Genomic DNA, 19,527 nt, shown 5'->3' with positions numbered 1-19,527 from the left:
AGAACTTAATTTACGGAAAAAGCTGTTATTTTTGCTTCTGATGAGCTAAAATCATAAATAAATTAAATTATTTACGAACAAAGGCGGGGAAGAGATGACAAATTTAAAAACACAAGATCCAACTCTTTTTGAAGCGATTGAATTAGAATTAGGTCGTCAACGAGATAAGATTGAGTTAATTGCGTCTGAGAACTTTGTAAGTGAAGCGGTTATGGAAGCGCAAGGATCTGTTCTAACAAATAAATACGCAGAAGGGTACCCTGGTCGTCGTTACTATGGTGGTTGCGAGTATGTTGATATTGCGGAAGATATTGCTCGTGATCGTGCCAAGAAGTTATTTGGTGCTGCTTATGTAAATGTTCAGCCTCATTCGGGAGCGCAAGCAAATATGGGGGTTTACTTCACGGTTTTAGAGCATGGTGATACGGTTCTAGGAATGAATTTATCCCACGGTGGTCATTTAACCCACGGAAGCCCTGTTAACTTTAGTGGTGTTCAATATAACTTCGTTGAGTATGGTGTACGCGAAGATGATCAACGCATCGACTATGATGTGGTTCGCCAAATTGCACAAGAACACAAACCAAAATTAATTGTGGCTGGTGCAAGTGCTTATCCAAGGGCTATTGACTTTAAGAAATTCCGTGAAATTGCGGATGAAGTGGGCGCGTACTTAATGGTTGATATGGCTCATATTGCAGGTCTCGTGGCGGCAGGTCTTCATCAAAATCCAGTTCCCTATGCACACTTTGTCACGACAACCACCCATAAAACCTTACGTGGACCACGTGGCGGCATGATTTTGTGCAATGAAGAGACTGGTGAGGAGTTTGGCAAAAAGATCGACAAATCCATTTTCCCTGGCATTCAAGGTGGCCCGTTAATGCATGTCATCGCAGCGAAAGCTGTTTCGTTTGGCGAAGCCCTTTCAAGTGATTTCAAAGCTTATGGAAAAGCAGTTATTGAAAATGCACAGAGACTTGGTCAAAAGCTTCAAGCAGAAGGTGTCGATATTGTATCTGGTGGCACGGATAACCATCTTGTTTTACTTGATTTACGCTCACAAAAATTAACAGGAAAAGTTGCAGAAAAAGCACTTGATGCAGTCGGGATTACAACAAACAAAAACACCATCCCGTATGATCCAGAGAAACCATTTGTAACAAGTGGTATTCGTATCGGTACGGCAGCTGTCACGTCTCGTGGACTTGATTTAGCTGCTATGGATGAAATTGGTGAGTTAATTGCGCTAACGTTAAAGAACGTTGAGAATGAAGACGTGCTTGAGCAAGTGCGGGAGCGGGTCTCTACACTCACATCAAAGTACCCAATGTACGCCAATCTATAAAAAATAATGAGCAGTAGTAGGCTTAGCCTATTACTGCTTTTTCCTGAGAGATTTGCACCTAGGGAACATTTAACAAAGGTTTCTTTATTTATACACTTGTATGAGCAGGCACTTTTCGGGTAAAATCGTTCAGAGTATGTCGAGGTTTGACGAATTTTTAAAAGGAAGTGACGAAATTGGGAAAAGTCCATGTACTAGATCATCCACTCATTCAGCACAAATTATCTTATATACGCGACAAGACAACAGGAACAAAAGAATTTCGTGAGCTTGTAGACGAGGTTGCCGCGTTAATGGCTTTCGAAGTAACGCGTGATTTACCGTTGGAAGATGCAGATATTGAAACGCCTGTTGGACCGGCTCGTGTGAAAAAACTTGCTGGTAAAAAGCTTGGCCTTATCCCGATCTTAAGAGCGGGAATTGGGATGTCTGACGGAATTCTTAACATGATTCCAGCAGCTCGTGTTGGTCACGTTGGACTATATCGTGATCCTGAAACGTTCAAGCCCATTGAATATTACGTAAAGTTACCTAAGGACATTGAAGAGAGAGAGCTTCTCGTTATTGATCCAATGCTTGCTACAGGAGGATCTGTAGTTGAAGCGATTAATAGCTTGAAGAAGCGTGGCGCAAAGAACATGCGATTGATTTGTTTAGTTGCGGCACCAGAAGGCGTTGAATATGTACAAGAAGAGCACCCAGATGTAGACATCTATTTAGCCGCTCTTGATGAAAAACTAAATGAAAAAGGGTACATCGTTCCAGGGTTAGGGGACGCTGGTGACCGCTTGTTTGGTACAAAGTAAATAGTAACCACACCAATAAACGCCTCATGAGTGATGAAAATCATTCATGGGGTTTTTTAAATATTTTTGTTTGAATAAACGTGTTTAACCCTTGTTATTCGTGCTTTATGAACTAGTTTCAGCCTTTCTTTTTTTTGCATAAAACGGCACGTAAGCACTCATACTAAACGTCACGACAAGCAATAGGGGAGACAGAAAGTATGATTAATCAAGGGAACGTGCGGCCGTTATTACTAGGCATAATAAGTATCCTTCTTATAATTCAAACCTTCATCATACCAATTGGAACAGAATCTGTCTTTGCAGCAGAACGGAGCCCAATTGTTAAGCAACATACCATTGATGGTAGCAAAAGAGTTGTCATTGTGTCTGCGTCTGGAGATGTTCACCGCGCCGTACAAGTTGTTGAGGAACGAATTTCTTCAGCATCAATAAGAAATATTTATGCAAATGTATACGGTGGCTTTTCATTAGAAATAGCCGAAAAAGATATAGATCGATTGATGCAATTAAGCGTCATTGCTCGAGTAGATGATGTTGCTCATTATCAACCTAGTCTGGAAGGGAGCATTCCGTTTATCGGAGCTGGCAAAGATCTAATTGATATGAGGGACGGAAAAGAGCGTCATCTCACTGGAAAAGGCGTTAAGGTCGGGATTATTGATACGGGAGTGGATTATAAGCATCCGGACTTACAAAAGAATTATCAAGGTGGTTATGATATTGTCGATCAAGATCAAGATCCGATGGAAACGAAAAAGTCACAAGGAGAACCAACGTTACATGGAACCCATGTTGCCGGAATTATTGCGGCTAACGGCAGAATAAAAGGGGTTGCACCTGAAGCAGATATCTATGCCTATCGCGCGCTTGGCCCTGGGGGTCAAGGGACGACAGAGCATATTTTAGAAGCGATTGAACGAGCAGTAGAGGACGAAGTGGATGTCTTGAATTTATCGTTAGGCAATACAGTGAATGGACCAGACTGGCCAACAAGTTTGGCGTTAGACCGGGTAGTGGAAAAAGGGGTTGTAGCTGTTACATCAAATGGGAACAGCGGACCGAATATGTGGTCTGTAGGGTCTCCTGGTACATCGACAAAAGCAATTTCGGTCGGGGCGTCTCTTCCACCAATTGAAGTGCCTTCAATACAGGTGAAAGGACTTGAAGAGGAACTTTCGCTTGTACCAATTTTAGGGGCAAAAAGTTGGAAGTTAAAAGAAAGTCTTGATTTAGTTGATGTAGGTCACGGATTATTGTCCGATTATAGCGGAAAAGATGTGAAAAATAAGCTCGTTCTTATTAAAAGAGGTCGATCTAATTTTGCTGAAAAGCTCGCTTTAGCATCTAAAGCAGGTGCGAAAGCGGCGTTAATCTACAACAATTTAGATGGATCTTTTGCAGGTGCTGTTACTGAACCGATACCAATTACAGGTGCTACCGTTAGTAAGGCAGAGGGCGAAGCATTGGTTTCTTTACTAGGTGATAAAAAGAACAAAGTAAAAGTTGAAACCCACTATGAAATCAAACAAGATCTGATGGCGCCTTTTAGTTCAAGAGGACCTGTAACGGAAACATGGGCAATTAAACCTGACATTGTCGCTCCTGGAGTAGCGATTCAAAGCACTGTCCCAAAAGGATATCTTGATCTAAATGGAACGAGTATGGCCAGCCCACATGTGGCAGGCGCTGCTGCATTACTTTTAGAACAACACCCTGAATGGTCACCTGAACAAGTAAAAGCTGCGCTAATGAATACAACAAAACGTTTACAAGACGAACAGGGTAATGATTATCTTCCCTTTGAACAGGGGACAGGTCGCTTACAAGTGGATGAAGCGGTCAATACGGAATCCCTCATTTCCCCTGCGACACTTTCATTTGGCGCAATGAAAAAAGAGAACAACACACTTACAAGAGAGCTAGTAATTGAAATTGAAAATGTAAGTAATCGCGCAAAAGAGTACACGATTGATCCTCCTATTGGTGAATTGGATGGCGTCACATGGGAAATGGTAGAAGGAGTAAAAGTCGAAGCTATGTCGACACAATCGGTTACTTTGAAAGCGAAAATCGACACGAATTTGTTACAAAGTGGTCTTCATACGGGCTTAATTCATGTGAACGAACAAGATGATTCGATTACGATTCCTTACATGCTGTTTATGGAAGAACCGAATTACCCTCGCGTTATGGCGTTTCAAATGGCCCATAGTGATAAGGAAAACGGATACTACTACGAGTATTACTTACCTGGTGGTGCGGAAGAGTCTAGTGTATATCTGTACGATCCTGATACGTTCGAATACATTGCTACAATTGTTGAAAACCAGAATCAAAAACGAGGTATGGTGAGTGGTGAAATTGATGATCTTCATGTAGAGCCTGGGCGATATTTAGCGTTTATTCATGCGGTGAATGAAGGAAAATCAGATACAATTGAAGCGGTCGTCGATATTGGTGAAGAGTGGATCGGTCCATAATCATGGCAAGAAAATCAATGCAGCAATGTTGTGTTGATTTTTTTGCGTGCTTTTTGGCCATACTGAAAAACGATTGTCAAACGAATTGCTTTTAACTGGTTCACTATAAAGTGAATTTAAGTAGGATGGCGCATAATTTTTTAGTGAAAATGCATTGTTCAATCGTATTGCTAATGGATTTGTGAGCATCTATGACAGTTATGTGAACAATCATTCATTATTTTTAAACTCTTTTGAGATTCTTTCAAAATTCGTTGACAGAGGAAAGTGGCTATTGTACGATTACTAAGGGTTACCATGATAAGGGTTACATATGCGATTGAATAGGTTTTCATTCAATGAAGGGAGACATGTCATTGGCGAAACCAAATAAGAATCCAATGCGAGCGTTTGTGTTAGTTTCAACCATCACATCTTGCATACTTGGAGGAACAATCGGAGGCTTATTTCTTGGATTGTGGCTCGACAGATGGTTAGGTACTGAACCAATTTTCTTTCTAATTTGCCTTTTTTTCGGAATGTTCTCCGGAATGTACGGAATTTACAAAGCGGTTCAGCCTTTTTTAGGAGACGATGACTGAAATGCAACACAGCCATGAACAGATAAGCGCACGGTCACAGATGAAGCGTTATTCACTTGTATCCATGCTAGTGGCAGCTGTTTTTCTCGTAGGCTATTTTGTTTCCTCGGTTCAGCATGTCTTTCTTGGTCTGCTCCTTGGATTTGGAGCAAGCTACCTCAACCTTTGGACAACCTATCGAAACGCACGGCACGTTGGAAAAACATCCTCAAGCACCTTTTCAATGTTGATAGTAGGGCTCGGTTATGTTTTTCGAATGCTCCTCGCACTCGTGGCAGTCGGACTTGCACTCCTGTATCCTGATACGTTTCATCTGATAGCGGTCGTGATCGGGATTGCGCTTATGTACATTGTCATGATGGTGGATTTAGTAATAAAAGCTAATAGGCGAAAGAGGTGAAACAATGGATTCACAAGATATTTATTGGTACGACCCGTGGTTTAACATTCCGTTTAACCTAACAACTGTATTTACGACAACCGTAGCCTGTTTAATTGTATTTTTGATCTCAGTGATTGGTGCAAGAAAACTTGCGATGAGACCAACCGGGTTACAGAACTTTATTGAGTGGGTTATCGATTTTGTTCGTGGAATTATTAAAGCGAATATGGATTGGAAAACAGGCGGTCGATTTATTGTCCTTGCCTATGCGCTATTATTCTATATGTTCGTTGCAAATATGATGGGTATTCCATTCGAACTTGTAACAAGCGATTCAAATCACTATGTTATTTGGCGCTCCCCTACATCGGATCCAATCTTAGCTTTAACAATGGCAGCGTTTGTCATAGTGTTAACACATATTTATGGAATTAAGATGACAGGTGTTAGCGGCTACTTAAAAGGATATGTTCAACCTGTATGGGTACTGCTTCCATTCAAAATTATTGAAGAAGTATCGAACTTTCTAACACTTGGAATGCGTTTGTTTGGTAACATTTTCGCAAAAGAAGTGTTATTAATTCTCTTAGTTACACTTGGTACACTGGGATTTAACTACGGTGTATTTCAAGGAGTTGGTCTTGGGATCGTTACGCTCTTACCAACTATGGCTTGGCAAGCATTTAGTATCTTTATCGGCTCCATTCAAGCATACATTTTTGCTATGCTCGCAATGGTCTATATGGCGCATAAAGTTGAACAACATTAATCTCTGCTCTTTTTAGAGCGATTATTTATAGGAAATAAACCAACTAACCAATTTTGAGGAGGAAAAATAGTTATGACGCACTTAGCAGCAGGTATTGCAGCAGGTTTGGCTGCACTTGGTGGCGCAATTGGTGTTGCCATCATCGTAAAAGCAGTTCTTGAAGGGGTGGCTCGTCAACCAGAACAACGTGGTCCACTACAAACGCTTATGTTTATTGGTGCACCGCTTGCAGAGGCTGTTCCTATTCTTGCAGTAGTTCTTGCTTTCTTAATGTACTTCTTAGGCTAACTGCATTTTTTCATACGGAAATCATGGAGAGGCGACAGCGTTCTACTTTAGAACCTCTCGCCTTTCCTTATGTAAGGACCGACTTCTGATAGAAAAAGGGGTGTAACGATGTTTGAAGTACTTGATTGGGGCTCAGCGCTTTATCAACTTTTTGCTTTCACGTTATTAATGCTTCTTATTGCGAAATTTGCACTTAAGCCATTGATGGGTGTTATGCAAAAGCGTCAAGACATGATTAATGACCAAATTGACTCTGCAGAGCGTAACCGCAAAGATGCGGAGAAAATGCTAGAAGATCAAAAAGATGAGTTAAAACAAGCACGTGTTGAAGCACGTGAGTTAATTGAGAATGCTAAAAAAGTTGGCGAACAGCAAGGCCGAGATATCGTCCGCGAAGCGAAGGCTGAAGCAGATCGTATTCAGCAGCAAGCGCTTGCTGAAATTCGTAATGAGAAAGAGCAAGCTGTTACGGCACTGCGTGAGCAAGTCGCATCTCTATCTGTCTTAATTGCACAGAAAGTGATTGAAAAAGAACTTGACGCAAGTGAACAAGACAAGCTAGTTCAAGAGTATCTTAAACAAGCGGGCGAAGAGCTATGAGCAACAAAGCGGTAGCCAATCGTTACGCTGTTGCTCTTTTTGAGTTAGGTGTAGCAAAAGGTCAAGCGGACGATTTTGAACAGGATTTGGAGCTGGTTTCTGAGGTGTTTGAACAAACTCCAGAATTACAGAGACTACTTGAAGTTCCAGGCCTTTCTCAAGAGAAAAAAGCTCAATTAATCAAGCAAGCATTTCAGAACAATGTAAAGGAAACAACGTTAGCATTAATGATGCGCTTAATGGAGCGCTCCCGTTATTCTGTTATTCCCGAACTTGCTTCTGAATACAAGAAATTAAACAACGAACAAAAAGGCATTGCTGAAGCATTTGTCTACTCAGCGAAACCGTTAAGTGATTCTGAAAAAGAACAAATCGCAGTTGTTTTTGCACCTAAAGTAGGAAAGCGTGCGTTAGAAGTAACGAATGTCGTTCAAGAACAACTCGTTGGTGGAATAAAAGTCCGCATTGGCGATCGTGTATACGATGGTAGTGTAAAAGGACAGCTTGATCGCCTTGAAAAAGGAATTCTTGCAGGGAAGTAACAATTTGTCAGTTAGGGGTGAAAACGAATGGCAAGCATTAAAGCAACTGAAATTAGCTCGCTTATTAAGCAGCAGATTGATCAATTTGAAACCAGTGTAGATGTACAAGACGTTGGTACCGTTATTCGCGTTGGGGACGGAATTGCCTTCGCATACGGTTTAGATAATGTTATGGCAGGGGAGCTTTTAGAGTTCTCTACTGGTGTAATGGGTATGGCTCAGAACCTAGAGGAAGATAGCATTGGTATCATCATTTTAGGGCCTTACGAAAACATTCGTGAAGGAGACGAAGTGAAGCGTACAGGACGTATCATGGAAGTTCCAGTTGGAAGCGAACTTCTTGGTCGTGTTGTAAACCCACTTGGTCAGCCTGTAGATGGATTAGGTCCTATTCACACAACAAAAACACGTCCTGTTGAAGGTGCTGCTCCTGGTGTTATGGCACGTAAATCAGTACATGAGCCCCTTCAAACAGGAATTAAATCAATTGATTCAATGATTCCAATCGGTCGTGGACAGCGTGAGCTTATTATCGGTGACCGTCAAACAGGAAAGACATCGATTGCGATTGATACAATCCTTAACCAAAAAGATCAAGATATGATCTGTGTGTACGTGGCAATTGGTCAAAAAGAATCAACAGTATCTGGTGTTGTGGAAACCCTTCGTCAGCGTGGTGCGCTCGATTATACGATCGTCGTTTCTGCAGGTGCATCTGATCCAGCGCCAATGCTATTCTTAGCACCATATACAGGCGTATCAATGGCTGAAGAGTTTATGTATGATGGCAAGCATGTTCTTGTTATTTATGATGATTTATCAAAACAAGCAGCAGCGTATCGTGAAATGTCTCTACTTCTTCGTCGTCCTCCAGGTCGTGAAGCATTCCCAGGTGACGTTTTCTACTTACACTCTCGCTTACTAGAGCGTGCAGCGAAATTAAATGATGATTTAGGCGGCGGATCTATTACAGCCCTTCCGTTTATTGAGACACAAGCAGGCGATGTATCAGCGTATATCCCTACAAACGTTATTTCCATTACAGATGGACAAGTATTCTTACAGTCTGACTTGTTCCACTCTGGTGTAAGACCAGCTGTTAACCCGGGTATTTCCGTATCACGAGTAGGTGGTTCTGCACAAATCAAAGCAATGAAAAAAGTGGCAGGTACGCTTCGTCTTGACTTAGCAGCTTACCGTGAGTTAGAAGCATTTTCTCAATTTGGTTCTGACCTAGATGCAGCTACTCAAGCTCGTTTAAATCGTGGACAACGTACAGTTGAGCTTTTAAAGCAAGATTTAAACCAGCCGCTTCCGGTTGAGAAGCAAGTTGCCATCATCTTTGCTTTAACAAAAGGTTATTTAGATGATATTCCATTAGGCGACTGCCTACGTTTTGAATCAGAATTGTTTACGTTCCTTGAGAGCAATAACAACGAATTACTAGAGCACATTCGCACAACAGGAAACCTTCCTGAAGAAAGTGATTTCAAAGCAGCAATTGAATCTTTCAAAAAAGGTTTCGTTGCATCGAATGAATAGTCTATTTTCTTAAGTTTTGCTTAGAAAGGCGGTGAACAAATGGCTTCTTTGCGCGATATAAAAAATCGTATAAATTCTACAAAGAAAACACGTCAAATTACAAAAGCAATGCAAATGGTATCAGCAGCAAAATTGAACCGTGCGCAGGAAAAAGCTCAAAGCTACGAAGTATATGCTAGAAAAATGCGTGAGGTTGTTAACAATATGGCCGCTGCTGGTAGTGATGTCACTCATCCAATGCTAGAAGAACGTCCAGTCAAAAAAACGGGCTATATCTTCATTTCTTCAGATACGGGTTTAGCTGGCGGTTACAATTCAAGTCTTTTAAGAGACATGATGAAAACCATTCAATCTAGACACTCTTCAACAGATGAATATGCAATTATTGTCTTGGGTAAAATTGGGCGCGATCTGTTACGTACACGAAACCAACCGATTATCCAAGAAATGATTGAGGTGCCAGACCAACCTGGTTTTTCTGATATTAGAGGACTTGCAAAAACTTCTGTAGAAATGTTTGCAGATGGCGTGTTTGACGAACTCTATATCTGGTATAACCATTTCGTATCGGCAATGACGCAAACCGTTACTGAACAAAAGCTTCTACCGCTTGCTTCTAAAGAAGAAAAAGAAGCTTCGAGCGTTGGACTTTACGAATATGAGCCATCTGAAAGAGAAATTCTTGAAGCTGTTCTACCTCGTTATGCAGAAAGCTTAATATACGGTGCATTATTAGATGCAAAAGCAAGTGAGTTTGGTGCTCGTATGACAGCAATGAGTGCAGCGTCAGATAACGCATCATCACTTATTGATGATCTTACACTTTCTTATAACAGAGCAAGACAAGCAGCAATTACCCAAGAAATTACTGAGATTGTTGGCGGTGCAGCCGCTTTAGAATAGAACGTATGTGAATTAGGAGGGAACATGATGTCAACAGGCCGTATTATTCAAATTACAGGACCGGTCGTGGACGTTAAATTTCCAAGTGGTCAACTACCTCAAATTAACAGCGCGCTTCGAGTAAACCAAACTGGTGGCTCAAACAACGCTGTTGATGTAACCGTAACACTAGAGGTAGCTCTTCACCTTGGAAATGATACAGTTCGCACGGTAGCCATGGGTTCAACTGATGGATTAATGCGTGGAACAGAAGCAGAAGATACAGGTGCTCCGATTTCTGTACCCGTTGGGGAAGAAACACTTGGCCGCGTATTTAACGTTTTAGGAGAAGAAATTGACCTAAAAGAACCAGTACCAGCAGGAACACGTCGCGATCCAATTCACCGTGATGCACCTAGCTTTGATGAACTAACAACAACAACGGAAATCCTTGAAACAGGTATTAAAGTTGTTGATTTACTTGCTCCTTATACAAAAGGTGGTAAAGTTGGTTTGTTCGGTGGTGCCGGAGTTGGGAAGACCGTACTTATTCAAGAACTTATCAATAACGTTGCCCAAGAGCATGGCGGTATCTCAGTATTTGCCGGTGTTGGTGAGCGTACGCGTGAAGGAAATGACTTATATCATGAAATGACAGATGCTGGCGTTATTAAGAAAACGGCAATGGTATTTGGTCAAATGAACGAACCACCTGGTGCACGTATGCGCGTAGCCCTATCTGGTTTAACAATGGCTGAATATTTCCGTGATGACCAAGGTGCCGATGTACTTCTGTTCGTTGATAACATTTTCCGTTTTACACAAGCCGGTTCTGAAGTATCTGCCTTACTCGGTCGTATGCCATCAGCGGTAGGTTATCAGCCAACGCTTGCTACAGAGATGGGTCAACTTCAAGAGCGAATTACATCAACGAAAAAAGGTTCAGTTACATCGATTCAAGCAATCTACGTGCCAGCGGATGACTATACGGATCCAGCTCCAGCGACGGCGTTTGCCCACTTAGATGCGACAACAAACCTTGAGCGTAAATTAACAGAGCAAGGGATTTACCCTGCAGTAGATCCACTTGCATCAACATCACGTGCTCTTTCTCCAGAAGTTGTTGGAGAAGAACACTATAATATTGCGCGTGACGTCCAGCAGACTTTACAGAAGTACCGTGAATTACAAGATATTATTGCGATTCTTGGTATGGAAGAATTATCAGAAGATGATAAATTAGTCGTTGCTCGTGCGCGTCGTATTCAATTCTTCTTATCACAAAACTTCCACGTGGCAGAGCAATTTACTGGTCAGCCTGGATCTTATGTTCCTGTAAAAGAAACGATCGCAGGATTTAAAGATATTCTTGCAGGTAAATACGATGATCTTCCTGAAGATGCATTCCGCTTAGTAGGACGCATTGAAGAAGTTGTTGAAAAAGCGAAGGAAATGGCCCAGTAATAGAGAAAAGGATGCGGGTTAGACCGTTTCCTTTTCTAAAGCTAGCCGATAAGGAGGGGTTCTATGGAAACCGTACAAGTAAGTGTCGTAACTCCAGACGGTGCTGTATATACAAGTGATGCTGAGCTTGTTGTTGTGAAGACAACAGAAGGAGAGCTTGGAATTAAAGCAAAACACATTCCGCTTGTTTCTCCGCTCACGGTTGGACCTGCTCGTTTTTTGAAAGACGGCAAAGAAGACCAAGTTTCCGTCAGCGGTGGTTTTATCGAAGTTCGTCCAGATCAAGTCACGATATTAGCTGAGACTGCTGAGCGTCCTGAGCAAATCAACACCGAGCGTGCTGAGAATGCAAAGGAACGTGCAGAGAAACGCTTAAATGACAGTGGTGCACATGTTGATAAAGCACGTGCAGAAGCTGCGTTAAGAAGAGCAGTAACTCGTTTAGAAGTGGCGAAACAATAATAAAAGTAAAAATCACTAGTCGATCATTCAACGACTAGTGATTTTTTTGTTCAAGAAATAGTAAAACTTGTAAAAATACATAATTGAAATCCTCTAATTTAAGATTAAATTTTTTGAAGTCGGGTATGTAATTAATTGAATGCGCTTTACTTAAAGATCATTCTAAATTGTAACCAAATCTTCATTTTTTGTTATGAAAGTGGAAAGATTTCCTTTACGAAAGCGGTAGCTTTTTAAGCGTAAATCCGTTATGATTGAAAATGGATTGCGAACTTTCAGCTTGACTTTAGTTTTATTTGGAGATGTAGTAGGAAATGGGGTCATAAGGTTGACAAGCGAATTAGGTTTGGAAGCATTTATACATATTCTATCGAATCTCCTTGGTTTAGTCATTGCATGGTGGGCGTTACAAGCGTTTCGCTTTGATTTGTTCGTGAAAAATCCTAAAAGTACCCAAGCAACGTTATTAAAAGTTTTGGTGGCAATTGCACTGGGTCATTTAATTGCTCGGTTTTTTATTGAGTATGCCCAAGCTGTTCGGTACCTTCCATATTTTTTCTAAATAAAAATATATGATAAGAACCTTTGTTTTTTATGTATGCTTTTTTCGCTTCAGGTAAAAATGGTAGTAAGAAACCTTTTTAGTCCTGGAGGGAAATGTTGATATGAATAAAATGTATTCTGTTTGTTTTTTATTGCTAATCTTTATATTCTGTGGCGCATTATTCGCTTTTGATAAAGGGACATCGGAGAACGACAGTACATTTTATAATCAGATCAGTGCCTTTCAAGAACTTGTTGAGAGAAATAAAATGACAGTGACAGACTGGCATGTACGTATAAAAAGCAAAACGGAACGTGTGGAAGATTTTTCTTTAGAACTGAATTCGTTTGAAACGGATTTTTCAGAATTCAAACGAACTGCTGTTGAAGAAAATGGGAACTATATACACGTGACGTTTACAAATGGTTTTTACGAGGAAGAGATACGTGAGAACATAAAGATGTTGGCAACAAAAACATCAGATGGGTACGAAATCGAAAAAACATATGAGCTTATTTCAAGTGATGGTCCTGTAATGAAGGATGAACAATGGTTAGAAGATCGAATGGACAAATTAGGTATTGATTTACAATCATCCATGCCTTTTTATGAATTAACAGCCGAAATGGATGATTCGTCTCAAGACTTAGTCGTTGAGGCAGAACGATTTATAAGTGAATTGGGCGCAACAAAATTAGAAGCCCTAGATGAAAAAACGTTTGTGTCTTTATCTGCATATCATGAAGAATGGATGAATGGTATTGCTACAAGCGGTGATAAAGAGATGAATGTTCAAATCGCTTTGCGCGAAAATCAAGAGTTGGGCTCTAGAACAACAGTAACTTTTGGAACGCCTATAATTACGACTGAATATTGATAATATAGAAGAGAAAAATATCAGACGCGGAGGGGAATACGTTGGAAAAAATCATTGTCCGTGGCGGCAACAAGCTGCACGGCTCCGTGAAGGTAGAAGGTGCAAAGAATGCCGTACTACCTGTAATAGCAGCATCAATCTTAGCGGAAAATGGAAATAGTGTTATTGAAGAAGTGCCATCTCTTACAGATGTTTATACAATGAAAGAGGTTCTAACCAATTTAAACGTTGCAGTTGATTATGAAGATGGTCGTTTTGTCGTCCATGCAGATCGCACGTTAAAAACAGAAGCACCGTTTGAATATGTTCGGAAAATGCGTGCGTCCTTTTTAGTAATGGGTCCATTACTTGCACGTGTTGGTCGAGCGAGAATCGCATTACCTGGTGGGTGTGCCATCGGTTCACGTCCAATTGAGCAACATTTAAAAGGGTTTGAAGCGATGGGAGCAACAGTTGAAATTGGGAACGGGTTTATTGAAGCTCGCATTGATGGGAAGTTACAAGGAACGAAGATTTATCTTGATTTCCCAAGTGTAGGAGCGACAGAAAACATTATGATGGCCGCTGTCCTTGCAGAAGGGACAACAATTATTGAGAATGTTGCTGAAGAGCCGGAAATTGTTGATTTAGCGAATTATTTAAATGCAATGGGTGGAAAAGTAAGAGGCGCTGGAACAGGTGTCATTAAAATTGAAGGTGTAGAAGCGCTTCACGGTGCTGTACACTCGGTTATTCCAGATAGAATTGAAGCAGGAACGTTTATGGTTGCTGCAGCAATTACTGGTGGAGATGTGTTTGTTGAAGGTGCAATTGCAGAGCATATGCGCCCACTCGTAGCGAAAATGCGTGAAATGGGTGTTGAGATTCAAGAAGGCGAAACAGGACTTCGCGTTATTGGACCTGAAGTGTTAAAAGCAGTTGATATTAAAACAATGCCTCATCCAGGCTTCCCTACAGACATGCAAGCGCAAATGATGGCACTGCTTATTCGAGCGGAAGGCACAAGTGTTGTAACAGAAACGGTGTTTGAAAACCGCTTTATGCACGTAGAAGAATTCCGCAGAATGAACGGAAACATTAAAATTGAAGGTCGTTCTGCTATTGTGTCAGGTCCAACTTCTTTACAAGGTGCTGAAGTAGGCGCGACAGATCTACGTGCAGGTGCAGCGTTAGTCATTGCTGGGCTTGTAGCAGATGGATATACGCGCGTCACAGAATTAAAGCACTTAGATCGTGGATACGTGGCATTAACAGAGAAGCTTAAAGCGTTAGGCGCTGATATTGAGCGTGTAGAAGAACAGTTAGAAAATGAATTTGAAAAGACTGCAGAGTTGCTATAAGTCGTATTTCCAGGGAAATAGTTAGATCTTGTAGAACAATTGCATGAAACGAGAAAAGCATGCCGACATCGGCATGCTTTTTTGCTGTAGAAAAAACGTCTTTTTTATGCATTGTTTTCATAGTCTTTAAAGTAAGCAACTGTTACATGTAGGAGGAATGCCATGAAACGTATTTTAATTGTAGCGATCCTATTAATCGTAGTCATCCTTCTAATACCAGCGGCGATGGTTAGTATGAATGGAAGTGCTCAAGAAGAAATGGGGCCATTCAAAATAGCTCCTTTAGAAAAGACAAGCCAGTCCAGTGAACCAAAGGTACAGTCAGAAGTTACAGTACCAGAACTTGCAATTGACGTGTATCGTTCGCAAAAAGAAGAAGTTGAATCGATTCCCTTAACGGATTACGTAATCGGAGTTGTTGCTTCGGAAATGCCAGTTGAATACGAGATAGAGGCGCTAAAGGCACAGTCATTGGCCGCTCAAACATACGTGATGGCGCAATTAAGACTCGATGAAGAGAGTAGAAACGTACCTAAAGAAGCACTCGTCACAGATACAGTAAACCATCAGGTTTTTCTAAACAAAGAAGAACTTAAAGAAAAATGGGGCGATGCATTTGAAGAAAACTGGGCGAAAGTAGAAGAAGCCGTCCTAGCGACAGCAGGACAGGTGATTGTGTATAACGAACAGCCAATTACTGCAGCCTTTTTTTCTACAAGCAATGGCTTTACAGAGAACTCGGAAGATTATTGGACTCAAGAGATTCCTTATTTAAAAAGTGTTGAAAGTCCATGGGATCATGAATCTCCTCGATTTGAAGAAGAAAAAGCCATCCCGATTCAGGAATTTGAACAAAAACTTGGTGTGACATTAGCTGGTGATGGGTCAATTGGTGAAATTCAATCGCGTACAAAAGGCGGAAGAGTCGAACGTGTTCAAATTGGTGATCAGCAATTGACGGGTAGAGACATTCGAGAAAAACTTGAATTGGATTCGTCTGATTTTTCATGGTTTATGAATGGAAATGAAGTAGTAATTCAAACAAAAGGCTGGGGCCATGGTGTTGGAATGAGCCAATTTGGTGCAAACGGAATGGCAAAAGAAGGAAAAACATATAAAGAGATTATTGAACACTATTATTCCGATGTAACGATAGAAATGATGGAAGAAATGGAAGAATAGGTGATGAAGAAGCTGACTTTTCTATAGAAGAGCAGCTTTTTTTGTGTGTAAACTCATTCATCAATCCTTGTTATGAGCAGGTTCTAACGAAAATGACTTTTAACGAAAAATTTTTTTGTTCGCATGTATATATTTCTAGTAATTTGCTCAGAATGGTTGACAGAGGTGATGAGAAATGAAAGAAGAAAAAAATTCTTCAAACAAAATCCAAAATTTGATGCGTAAGCGTTGGGTATTGCCAAGTGTTTATCTTGCTGCTGCTGCTGGTCTTTTGAGTACAGTTTTATTTCTTCAAAGTGGTGAAGATACAGAAAGAGAATTAGAGATTAGTGAAGGTCCTGAACAAACGGAAGAGCCAACAGCTCCTGTAGATGTTGCAAATGAATCGTTTCATTTACCAGTAGAGAACGAAACGGATTTCGATAGAGTTGGCATCTTTTACGATGCACAAGCTGAAGCAGACGAGCAAGAGCAAGCTATTGTTTATTTTAACAACATGTATGTAGAAAACAAGGGGATTGATTTTGCAAGTAAAGATCAGAGCGAATTCCCAGTTATGGCTTCTATGAGCGGAAACGTCACAAAAGCGATGAAAGATTCGTTGCTAGGTTATGTGGTTGAAGTTGATCATGGCGATGGCGTAGTCACACATTACTCAAGTCTATCATCAATGGAAGTGGAACAAGGTCAAGAGATTTCACAAGGTGATGTTATTGGCGAAGCAGGAAGCAATTCTTATAATCAAGAAGCAGGCGTCCACGTACACTTTGAAGTTCGTCAAGATGGTATTGCAGTAAATCCAATGGATGCAATTGAAAAGTCTGTAGAAGATCTTGCTGCTTTTGCACCTCAAGGTGAAGAGAAAGAAAAAGAAAAAGAGAACGAAAAAGAAGAAAATGAAAAGCCAGATGAAAATCAAAAGCCTGATGAAAACGAAAAACCAGAAGAAAACGAACCTTCTTCTGAAAACGATTTAGAAGGCACAACAGAATAATCATCTTAAATGACGAGCATAGCGCGTATTTTACGAGCTATGCTTTTTTCAATGTTGGACGACTCCTTTTAAATCAATCGATCTGATTTTTTTGAAAAAGAGATAAACTCTGTGAAAATGTGGTATATCATGCTCGACTTGCTAATACACTTTATCAATCACCTTAACAGAATCAGGGAGGCGAGTCGTGTGCACGATTACATCAAAGAGCGAACCATCAAGATAGGTAAGTACATCGTTGAGACGAAAAAGACTGTACGAACGATTGCAAAAGAATTTGGAGTCTCAAAAAGTACTGTACACAAGGATCTCACTGAACGGTTACCTGAGATAAATCCAGAGCTTGCTAACGACGTGAAAGAGATTCTTGAGTACCACAAGTCGATTCGCCATTTAAGAGGCGGTGAAGCGACGAAAGTAAAGTATCGAAAAGTTGAACAACCAGCTGTCAAGACTCAAAGATAAATATTTCGACAAATAAGGTCGTTTCTCCCTAATTTGTGTTACTATTTATAATAGGTAAAAAGTGCGTCTTTAAATAAAGAATCAGGTATACAATACATAAGAATCGGACGTTTTACGCACACCACCCTATAAATTGTGACAAGAAAGAAGGGGGAATAAAGTCATGCTTGGTCGTGATATTGGAATTGATTTAGGTACAGCAAATGTACTTATTTATGTCAAAGGTCGAGGGATTGTTTTAGATGAACCGTCAGTCGTAGCCCTCGATACGACGACAAAACGAGTGTTAGCTGTAGGAGAAGAAGCCTTTCGCATGGTTGGACGTACACCTGGAAATATTGTAGCTATTCGTCCAATGAAGGACGGTGTCATTGCGAACTTTGAGATGACAGAGTCGATGTTAAAACATTTCTTAAACAAGATCAATGTGAAAGGTCTATTCTCTAAACCTCGGATTTTAGTCTGTTGCCCTACAAATATTACGTCGGTTGAACAAAAAGCAATTCGAGAAGCCGTTGAAAAAACAGGAAGCAAAAACATTTATTTAGAAGAAGAGCCAAAAGTTGCAGCAATCGGTGCTGGCATGGACATTTTTCAACCAAGTGGAAACATGGTCGTGGATATTGGCGGTGGAACAACAGACATTGCCGTGCTATCAATGGGCGATGTTGTGACGGCATCGTCAATTAAAGTAGCAGGCGATCGCTTTGATTCCGACATTTTGTCTTATATTAAAAAAGCGTACAAGCTTCTCATTGGCGAACGGACGGCTGAAGAAATTAAAAAACAAGTGGCAACAGTGTTCCCAGGAGCACGGAATGAACAAATGGATATTCGCGGGCGAGACATGGTCAGCGGTTTACCTCGTAACATTACTATTCGATCAGAAGAAATTGAAAAGGCGCTTGTCGAGTCTGTTGACTATATTGTACAAGCAGCAAAACAAGTTCTAGAAAAAACACCTCCGGAACTATCAGCCGACATTATTGATCGCGGTGTGATGTTAACCGGCGGAGGTGCTTATTTGCACGGAATCGATACGTTGCTTGCAGAAGAACTAAAAATACCCGTTTTAATTGCAGAAGAGCCGATGCATTGTGTGGCGACAGGAACAGGCATTTTGTTAGAGAATCTTGATCGAATGTCTAATAAGAAAGCTCAAATTTAAGGAGGTCGCACATGTTAAAAGGCTTTTATACAGCAACGAGTGGAATGCTTTCCATGCAATATCGTCAAGACCAGTTATCCAATAACCTCGCTAATTCAAATACGACGGGCTATAAAGCAGATCAATCGGTGACACGTTCTTTTCCAACGATGCTGATGCAAGCAAATAACGCACAATCCTTACAGAATCGTCAAGTTGTAGGTGAGCTTCCAACAGCGGTTTACTTGCAGGAGCATGTAATGAATGCGGCTCAAGGTGATATTCAACAGACTGGACAAGCAACCGATTTCGCTTTAATTCAAAATGGCGCTGAAGCAAATCAAGCAATCTTTTTCGCTATCGATACGGAAAACGGAACGCGCTATACGCGAAACGGTAATTTCCAAGTTGATGCGAATGGTACGCTAGTGACGGGAAGTGGTGGAATGGTTTTGGGAACCGACGGAAACCCGTTACAAGTAGAGAACGATTCATTTACCGTTCAACCTAATGGAATCATTACAGTAGATGGAGAAGAGATAGGGACCATTGAAGTGATGATAGCAGAAGATACGAATGCGTTAAGTAAAGAAGGCAATGGATACGTACGAGATGATCAAACGATAATGCAATCCGCTTATGAAACAAATACTATGTTTTCAGTGCAACAATATGCGCTTGAAAATAGCAATGTCGACGTGACAAGAACGATGAATGAAATGCTCCAAGCTTATCGCTTATTCGAAGCCAATCAAAAAGTCATTCAAGCATACGATCAAAGTTTAGAAAAAACCGTTAATGAAGTCGGACGCATTAATTAAGGGGGCTT

General features: G+C 40.8%; 21 protein-coding genes. All 21 read left to right on the top strand.

The annotated features are described in order from the left end of the window. Positions 1–94: 94 nt before the first annotated feature. The 21 genes from glyA (at position 95) to ABC361_RS18795 (ending at position 19,519) form a co-directional block, all read left to right on the top strand. Positions 95–1,348 (top strand): serine hydroxymethyltransferase, encoded by a 1,254-nt coding sequence (gene glyA / locus ABC361_RS18895; RefSeq protein ID WP_413075386.1) that lies wholly within the window; start codon positions 95–97, stop codon positions 1,346–1,348. Between the two features lie 176 nt (positions 1,349–1,524). Further along, complete coding sequence (gene upp / locus ABC361_RS18890; RefSeq protein WP_413075385.1) at positions 1,525–2,154, top strand: uracil phosphoribosyltransferase; 630 nt, start codon at positions 1,525–1,527, stop codon at positions 2,152–2,154. Positions 2,155–2,354: 200 nt separating this feature from the next. Beyond that, entirely contained in the window at positions 2,355–4,637 is a 2,283-nt protein-coding gene (locus tag ABC361_RS18885; protein ID WP_413075384.1) for a S8 family serine peptidase, read from the top strand. A gap of 350 nt (positions 4,638–4,987) precedes the next feature. After that, a complete protein-coding gene (locus tag ABC361_RS18880) occupies positions 4,988–5,218 on the top strand; it encodes an AtpZ/AtpI family protein (protein WP_255225416.1) in 231 nt (76 codons plus the stop codon). After that, positions 5,211–5,618 carry an ATP synthase subunit I gene (locus tag ABC361_RS18875; RefSeq protein WP_413075383.1) on the top strand — a complete coding sequence of 136 codons (408 nt, stop codon included), beginning with the start codon at positions 5,211–5,213 and terminating at the stop codon, positions 5,616–5,618. The genes ABC361_RS18880 and ABC361_RS18875 overlap by 8 nt, the downstream gene beginning before the upstream one ends. A gap of 4 nt (positions 5,619–5,622) precedes the next feature. After that, the gene (gene atpB / locus ABC361_RS18870) at positions 5,623–6,369 is read left to right on the top strand and encodes a F0F1 ATP synthase subunit A (RefSeq protein WP_413075382.1); all 747 of its coding nucleotides are present in this window, start codon (positions 5,623–5,625) and stop codon (positions 6,367–6,369) included. Positions 6,370–6,441: 72 nt separating this feature from the next. Continuing rightward, positions 6,442–6,657, top strand: coding sequence for a F0F1 ATP synthase subunit C (atpE, locus tag ABC361_RS18865; RefSeq protein WP_099304487.1), 216 nt, complete (start codon positions 6,442–6,444; stop codon positions 6,655–6,657). 108 nt (positions 6,658–6,765) lie between these two features. Further along, entirely contained in the window at positions 6,766–7,257 is a 492-nt protein-coding gene (gene atpF, locus ABC361_RS18860) for a F0F1 ATP synthase subunit B (protein WP_413075381.1), read from the top strand. Then, positions 7,254–7,799, top strand: coding sequence for a F0F1 ATP synthase subunit delta (locus tag ABC361_RS18855; RefSeq protein WP_413075380.1), 546 nt, complete (start codon positions 7,254–7,256; stop codon positions 7,797–7,799). The genes atpF and ABC361_RS18855 overlap by 4 nt, the downstream gene beginning before the upstream one ends. A 27-nt stretch (positions 7,800–7,826) precedes the next feature. Beyond that, the gene (gene atpA / locus ABC361_RS18850; protein ID WP_413075379.1) at positions 7,827–9,341 is read left to right on the top strand and encodes a F0F1 ATP synthase subunit alpha; all 1,515 of its coding nucleotides are present in this window, start codon (positions 7,827–7,829) and stop codon (positions 9,339–9,341) included. A gap of 39 nt (positions 9,342–9,380) precedes the next feature. Next, positions 9,381–10,244 carry an ATP synthase F1 subunit gamma gene (gene atpG, locus ABC361_RS18845; RefSeq protein ID WP_413075378.1) on the top strand — a complete coding sequence of 288 codons (864 nt, stop codon included), beginning with the start codon at positions 9,381–9,383 and terminating at the stop codon, positions 10,242–10,244. Between the two features lie 27 nt (positions 10,245–10,271). Next, positions 10,272–11,687: a F0F1 ATP synthase subunit beta gene (atpD, locus tag ABC361_RS18840; protein WP_255225415.1), complete on the top strand. Its 1,416-nt coding sequence runs from the start codon at positions 10,272–10,274 to the stop codon at positions 11,685–11,687. A 63-nt stretch (positions 11,688–11,750) separates the two neighbouring features. Next, positions 11,751–12,149, top strand: coding sequence for a F0F1 ATP synthase subunit epsilon (locus tag ABC361_RS18835; protein WP_099304475.1), 399 nt, complete (start codon positions 11,751–11,753; stop codon positions 12,147–12,149). 328 nt (positions 12,150–12,477) lie between these two features. Further along, positions 12,478–12,711 carry a DUF1146 family protein gene (locus tag ABC361_RS18830; protein WP_413075377.1) on the top strand — a complete coding sequence of 78 codons (234 nt, stop codon included), beginning with the start codon at positions 12,478–12,480 and terminating at the stop codon, positions 12,709–12,711. A 103-nt stretch (positions 12,712–12,814) separates the two neighbouring features. Further along, a complete protein-coding gene (locus ABC361_RS18825) occupies positions 12,815–13,570 on the top strand; it encodes a YwmB family TATA-box binding protein (RefSeq protein ID WP_413075376.1) in 756 nt (251 codons plus the stop codon). A 41-nt stretch (positions 13,571–13,611) separates the two neighbouring features. Further along, the gene (gene murA / locus ABC361_RS18820; protein WP_413075375.1) at positions 13,612–14,910 is read left to right on the top strand and encodes a UDP-N-acetylglucosamine 1-carboxyvinyltransferase; all 1,299 of its coding nucleotides are present in this window, start codon (positions 13,612–13,614) and stop codon (positions 14,908–14,910) included. A 162-nt stretch (positions 14,911–15,072) separates the two neighbouring features. Beyond that, complete coding sequence (spoIID, locus tag ABC361_RS18815; RefSeq protein WP_413075374.1) at positions 15,073–16,092, top strand: stage II sporulation protein D; 1,020 nt, start codon at positions 15,073–15,075, stop codon at positions 16,090–16,092. A 175-nt stretch (positions 16,093–16,267) separates the two neighbouring features. Continuing rightward, positions 16,268–17,086, top strand: coding sequence for a stage II sporulation protein SpoIIQ (spoIIQ, locus tag ABC361_RS18810; RefSeq protein WP_413075373.1), 819 nt, complete (start codon positions 16,268–16,270; stop codon positions 17,084–17,086). A 189-nt stretch (positions 17,087–17,275) separates the two neighbouring features. Further along, a complete protein-coding gene (gene spoIIID / locus ABC361_RS18805) occupies positions 17,276–17,551 on the top strand; it encodes a sporulation transcriptional regulator SpoIIID (protein WP_099304463.1) in 276 nt (91 codons plus the stop codon). Between the two features lie 163 nt (positions 17,552–17,714). Beyond that, the gene (mreB, locus tag ABC361_RS18800; protein WP_413075372.1) at positions 17,715–18,719 is read left to right on the top strand and encodes a rod shape-determining protein; all 1,005 of its coding nucleotides are present in this window, start codon (positions 17,715–17,717) and stop codon (positions 18,717–18,719) included. Between the two features lie 11 nt (positions 18,720–18,730). Next, positions 18,731–19,519 carry a flagellar hook-basal body protein gene (locus tag ABC361_RS18795; protein WP_413075371.1) on the top strand — a complete coding sequence of 263 codons (789 nt, stop codon included), beginning with the start codon at positions 18,731–18,733 and terminating at the stop codon, positions 19,517–19,519. Positions 19,520–19,527: the final 8 nt, after the last annotated feature.

Source organism: Shouchella phoenicis (assembly GCF_047238345.1).
Classification (GTDB): Bacteria; Bacillota; Bacilli; order Bacillales; family Bacillaceae_D; genus Shouchella.
This window is presented reverse-complemented; position numbering and strand designations above follow the sequence as displayed.

Bases quoted from the DNA above. Each gene is read 5' to 3' on its own strand.
- atpE (WP_099304487.1), top strand. From the start codon at position 6,442: ATGACGCACTTAGCAGCAGGTATTGCAGCAGGTTTGGCTGCACTTGGT.
- ABC361_RS18835 (WP_099304475.1), top strand. From the start codon at position 11,751: ATGGAAACCGTACAAGTAAGTGTCGTAACTCCAGACGGTGCTGTATAT.
- ABC361_RS18825 (WP_413075376.1), top strand. From the start codon at position 12,815: ATGAATAAAATGTATTCTGTTTGTTTTTTATTGCTAATCTTTATATTC.
- atpB (WP_413075382.1), top strand. From the start codon at position 5,623: ATGGATTCACAAGATATTTATTGGTACGACCCGTGGTTTAACATTCCG.
- ABC361_RS18855 (WP_413075380.1), top strand. From the start codon at position 7,254: ATGAGCAACAAAGCGGTAGCCAATCGTTACGCTGTTGCTCTTTTTGAG.
- ABC361_RS18885 (WP_413075384.1), top strand. From the start codon at position 2,355: ATGATTAATCAAGGGAACGTGCGGCCGTTATTACTAGGCATAATAAGT.
- atpF (WP_413075381.1), top strand. From the start codon at position 6,766: ATGTTTGAAGTACTTGATTGGGGCTCAGCGCTTTATCAACTTTTTGCT.
- spoIID (WP_413075374.1), top strand. From the start codon at position 15,073: ATGAAACGTATTTTAATTGTAGCGATCCTATTAATCGTAGTCATCCTT.
- spoIIQ (WP_413075373.1), top strand. From the start codon at position 16,268: ATGAAAGAAGAAAAAAATTCTTCAAACAAAATCCAAAATTTGATGCGT.
- ABC361_RS18875 (WP_413075383.1), top strand. From the start codon at position 5,211: ATGACTGAAATGCAACACAGCCATGAACAGATAAGCGCACGGTCACAG.
- glyA (WP_413075386.1), top strand. From the start codon at position 95: ATGACAAATTTAAAAACACAAGATCCAACTCTTTTTGAAGCGATTGAA.
- atpD (WP_255225415.1), top strand. From the start codon at position 10,272: ATGTCAACAGGCCGTATTATTCAAATTACAGGACCGGTCGTGGACGTT.
- ABC361_RS18880 (WP_255225416.1), top strand. From the start codon at position 4,988: ATGTCATTGGCGAAACCAAATAAGAATCCAATGCGAGCGTTTGTGTTA.
- ABC361_RS18795 (WP_413075371.1), top strand. From the start codon at position 18,731: ATGTTAAAAGGCTTTTATACAGCAACGAGTGGAATGCTTTCCATGCAA.
- mreB (WP_413075372.1), top strand. From the start codon at position 17,715: ATGCTTGGTCGTGATATTGGAATTGATTTAGGTACAGCAAATGTACTT.
- atpG (WP_413075378.1), top strand. From the start codon at position 9,381: ATGGCTTCTTTGCGCGATATAAAAAATCGTATAAATTCTACAAAGAAA.
- atpA (WP_413075379.1), top strand. From the start codon at position 7,827: ATGGCAAGCATTAAAGCAACTGAAATTAGCTCGCTTATTAAGCAGCAG.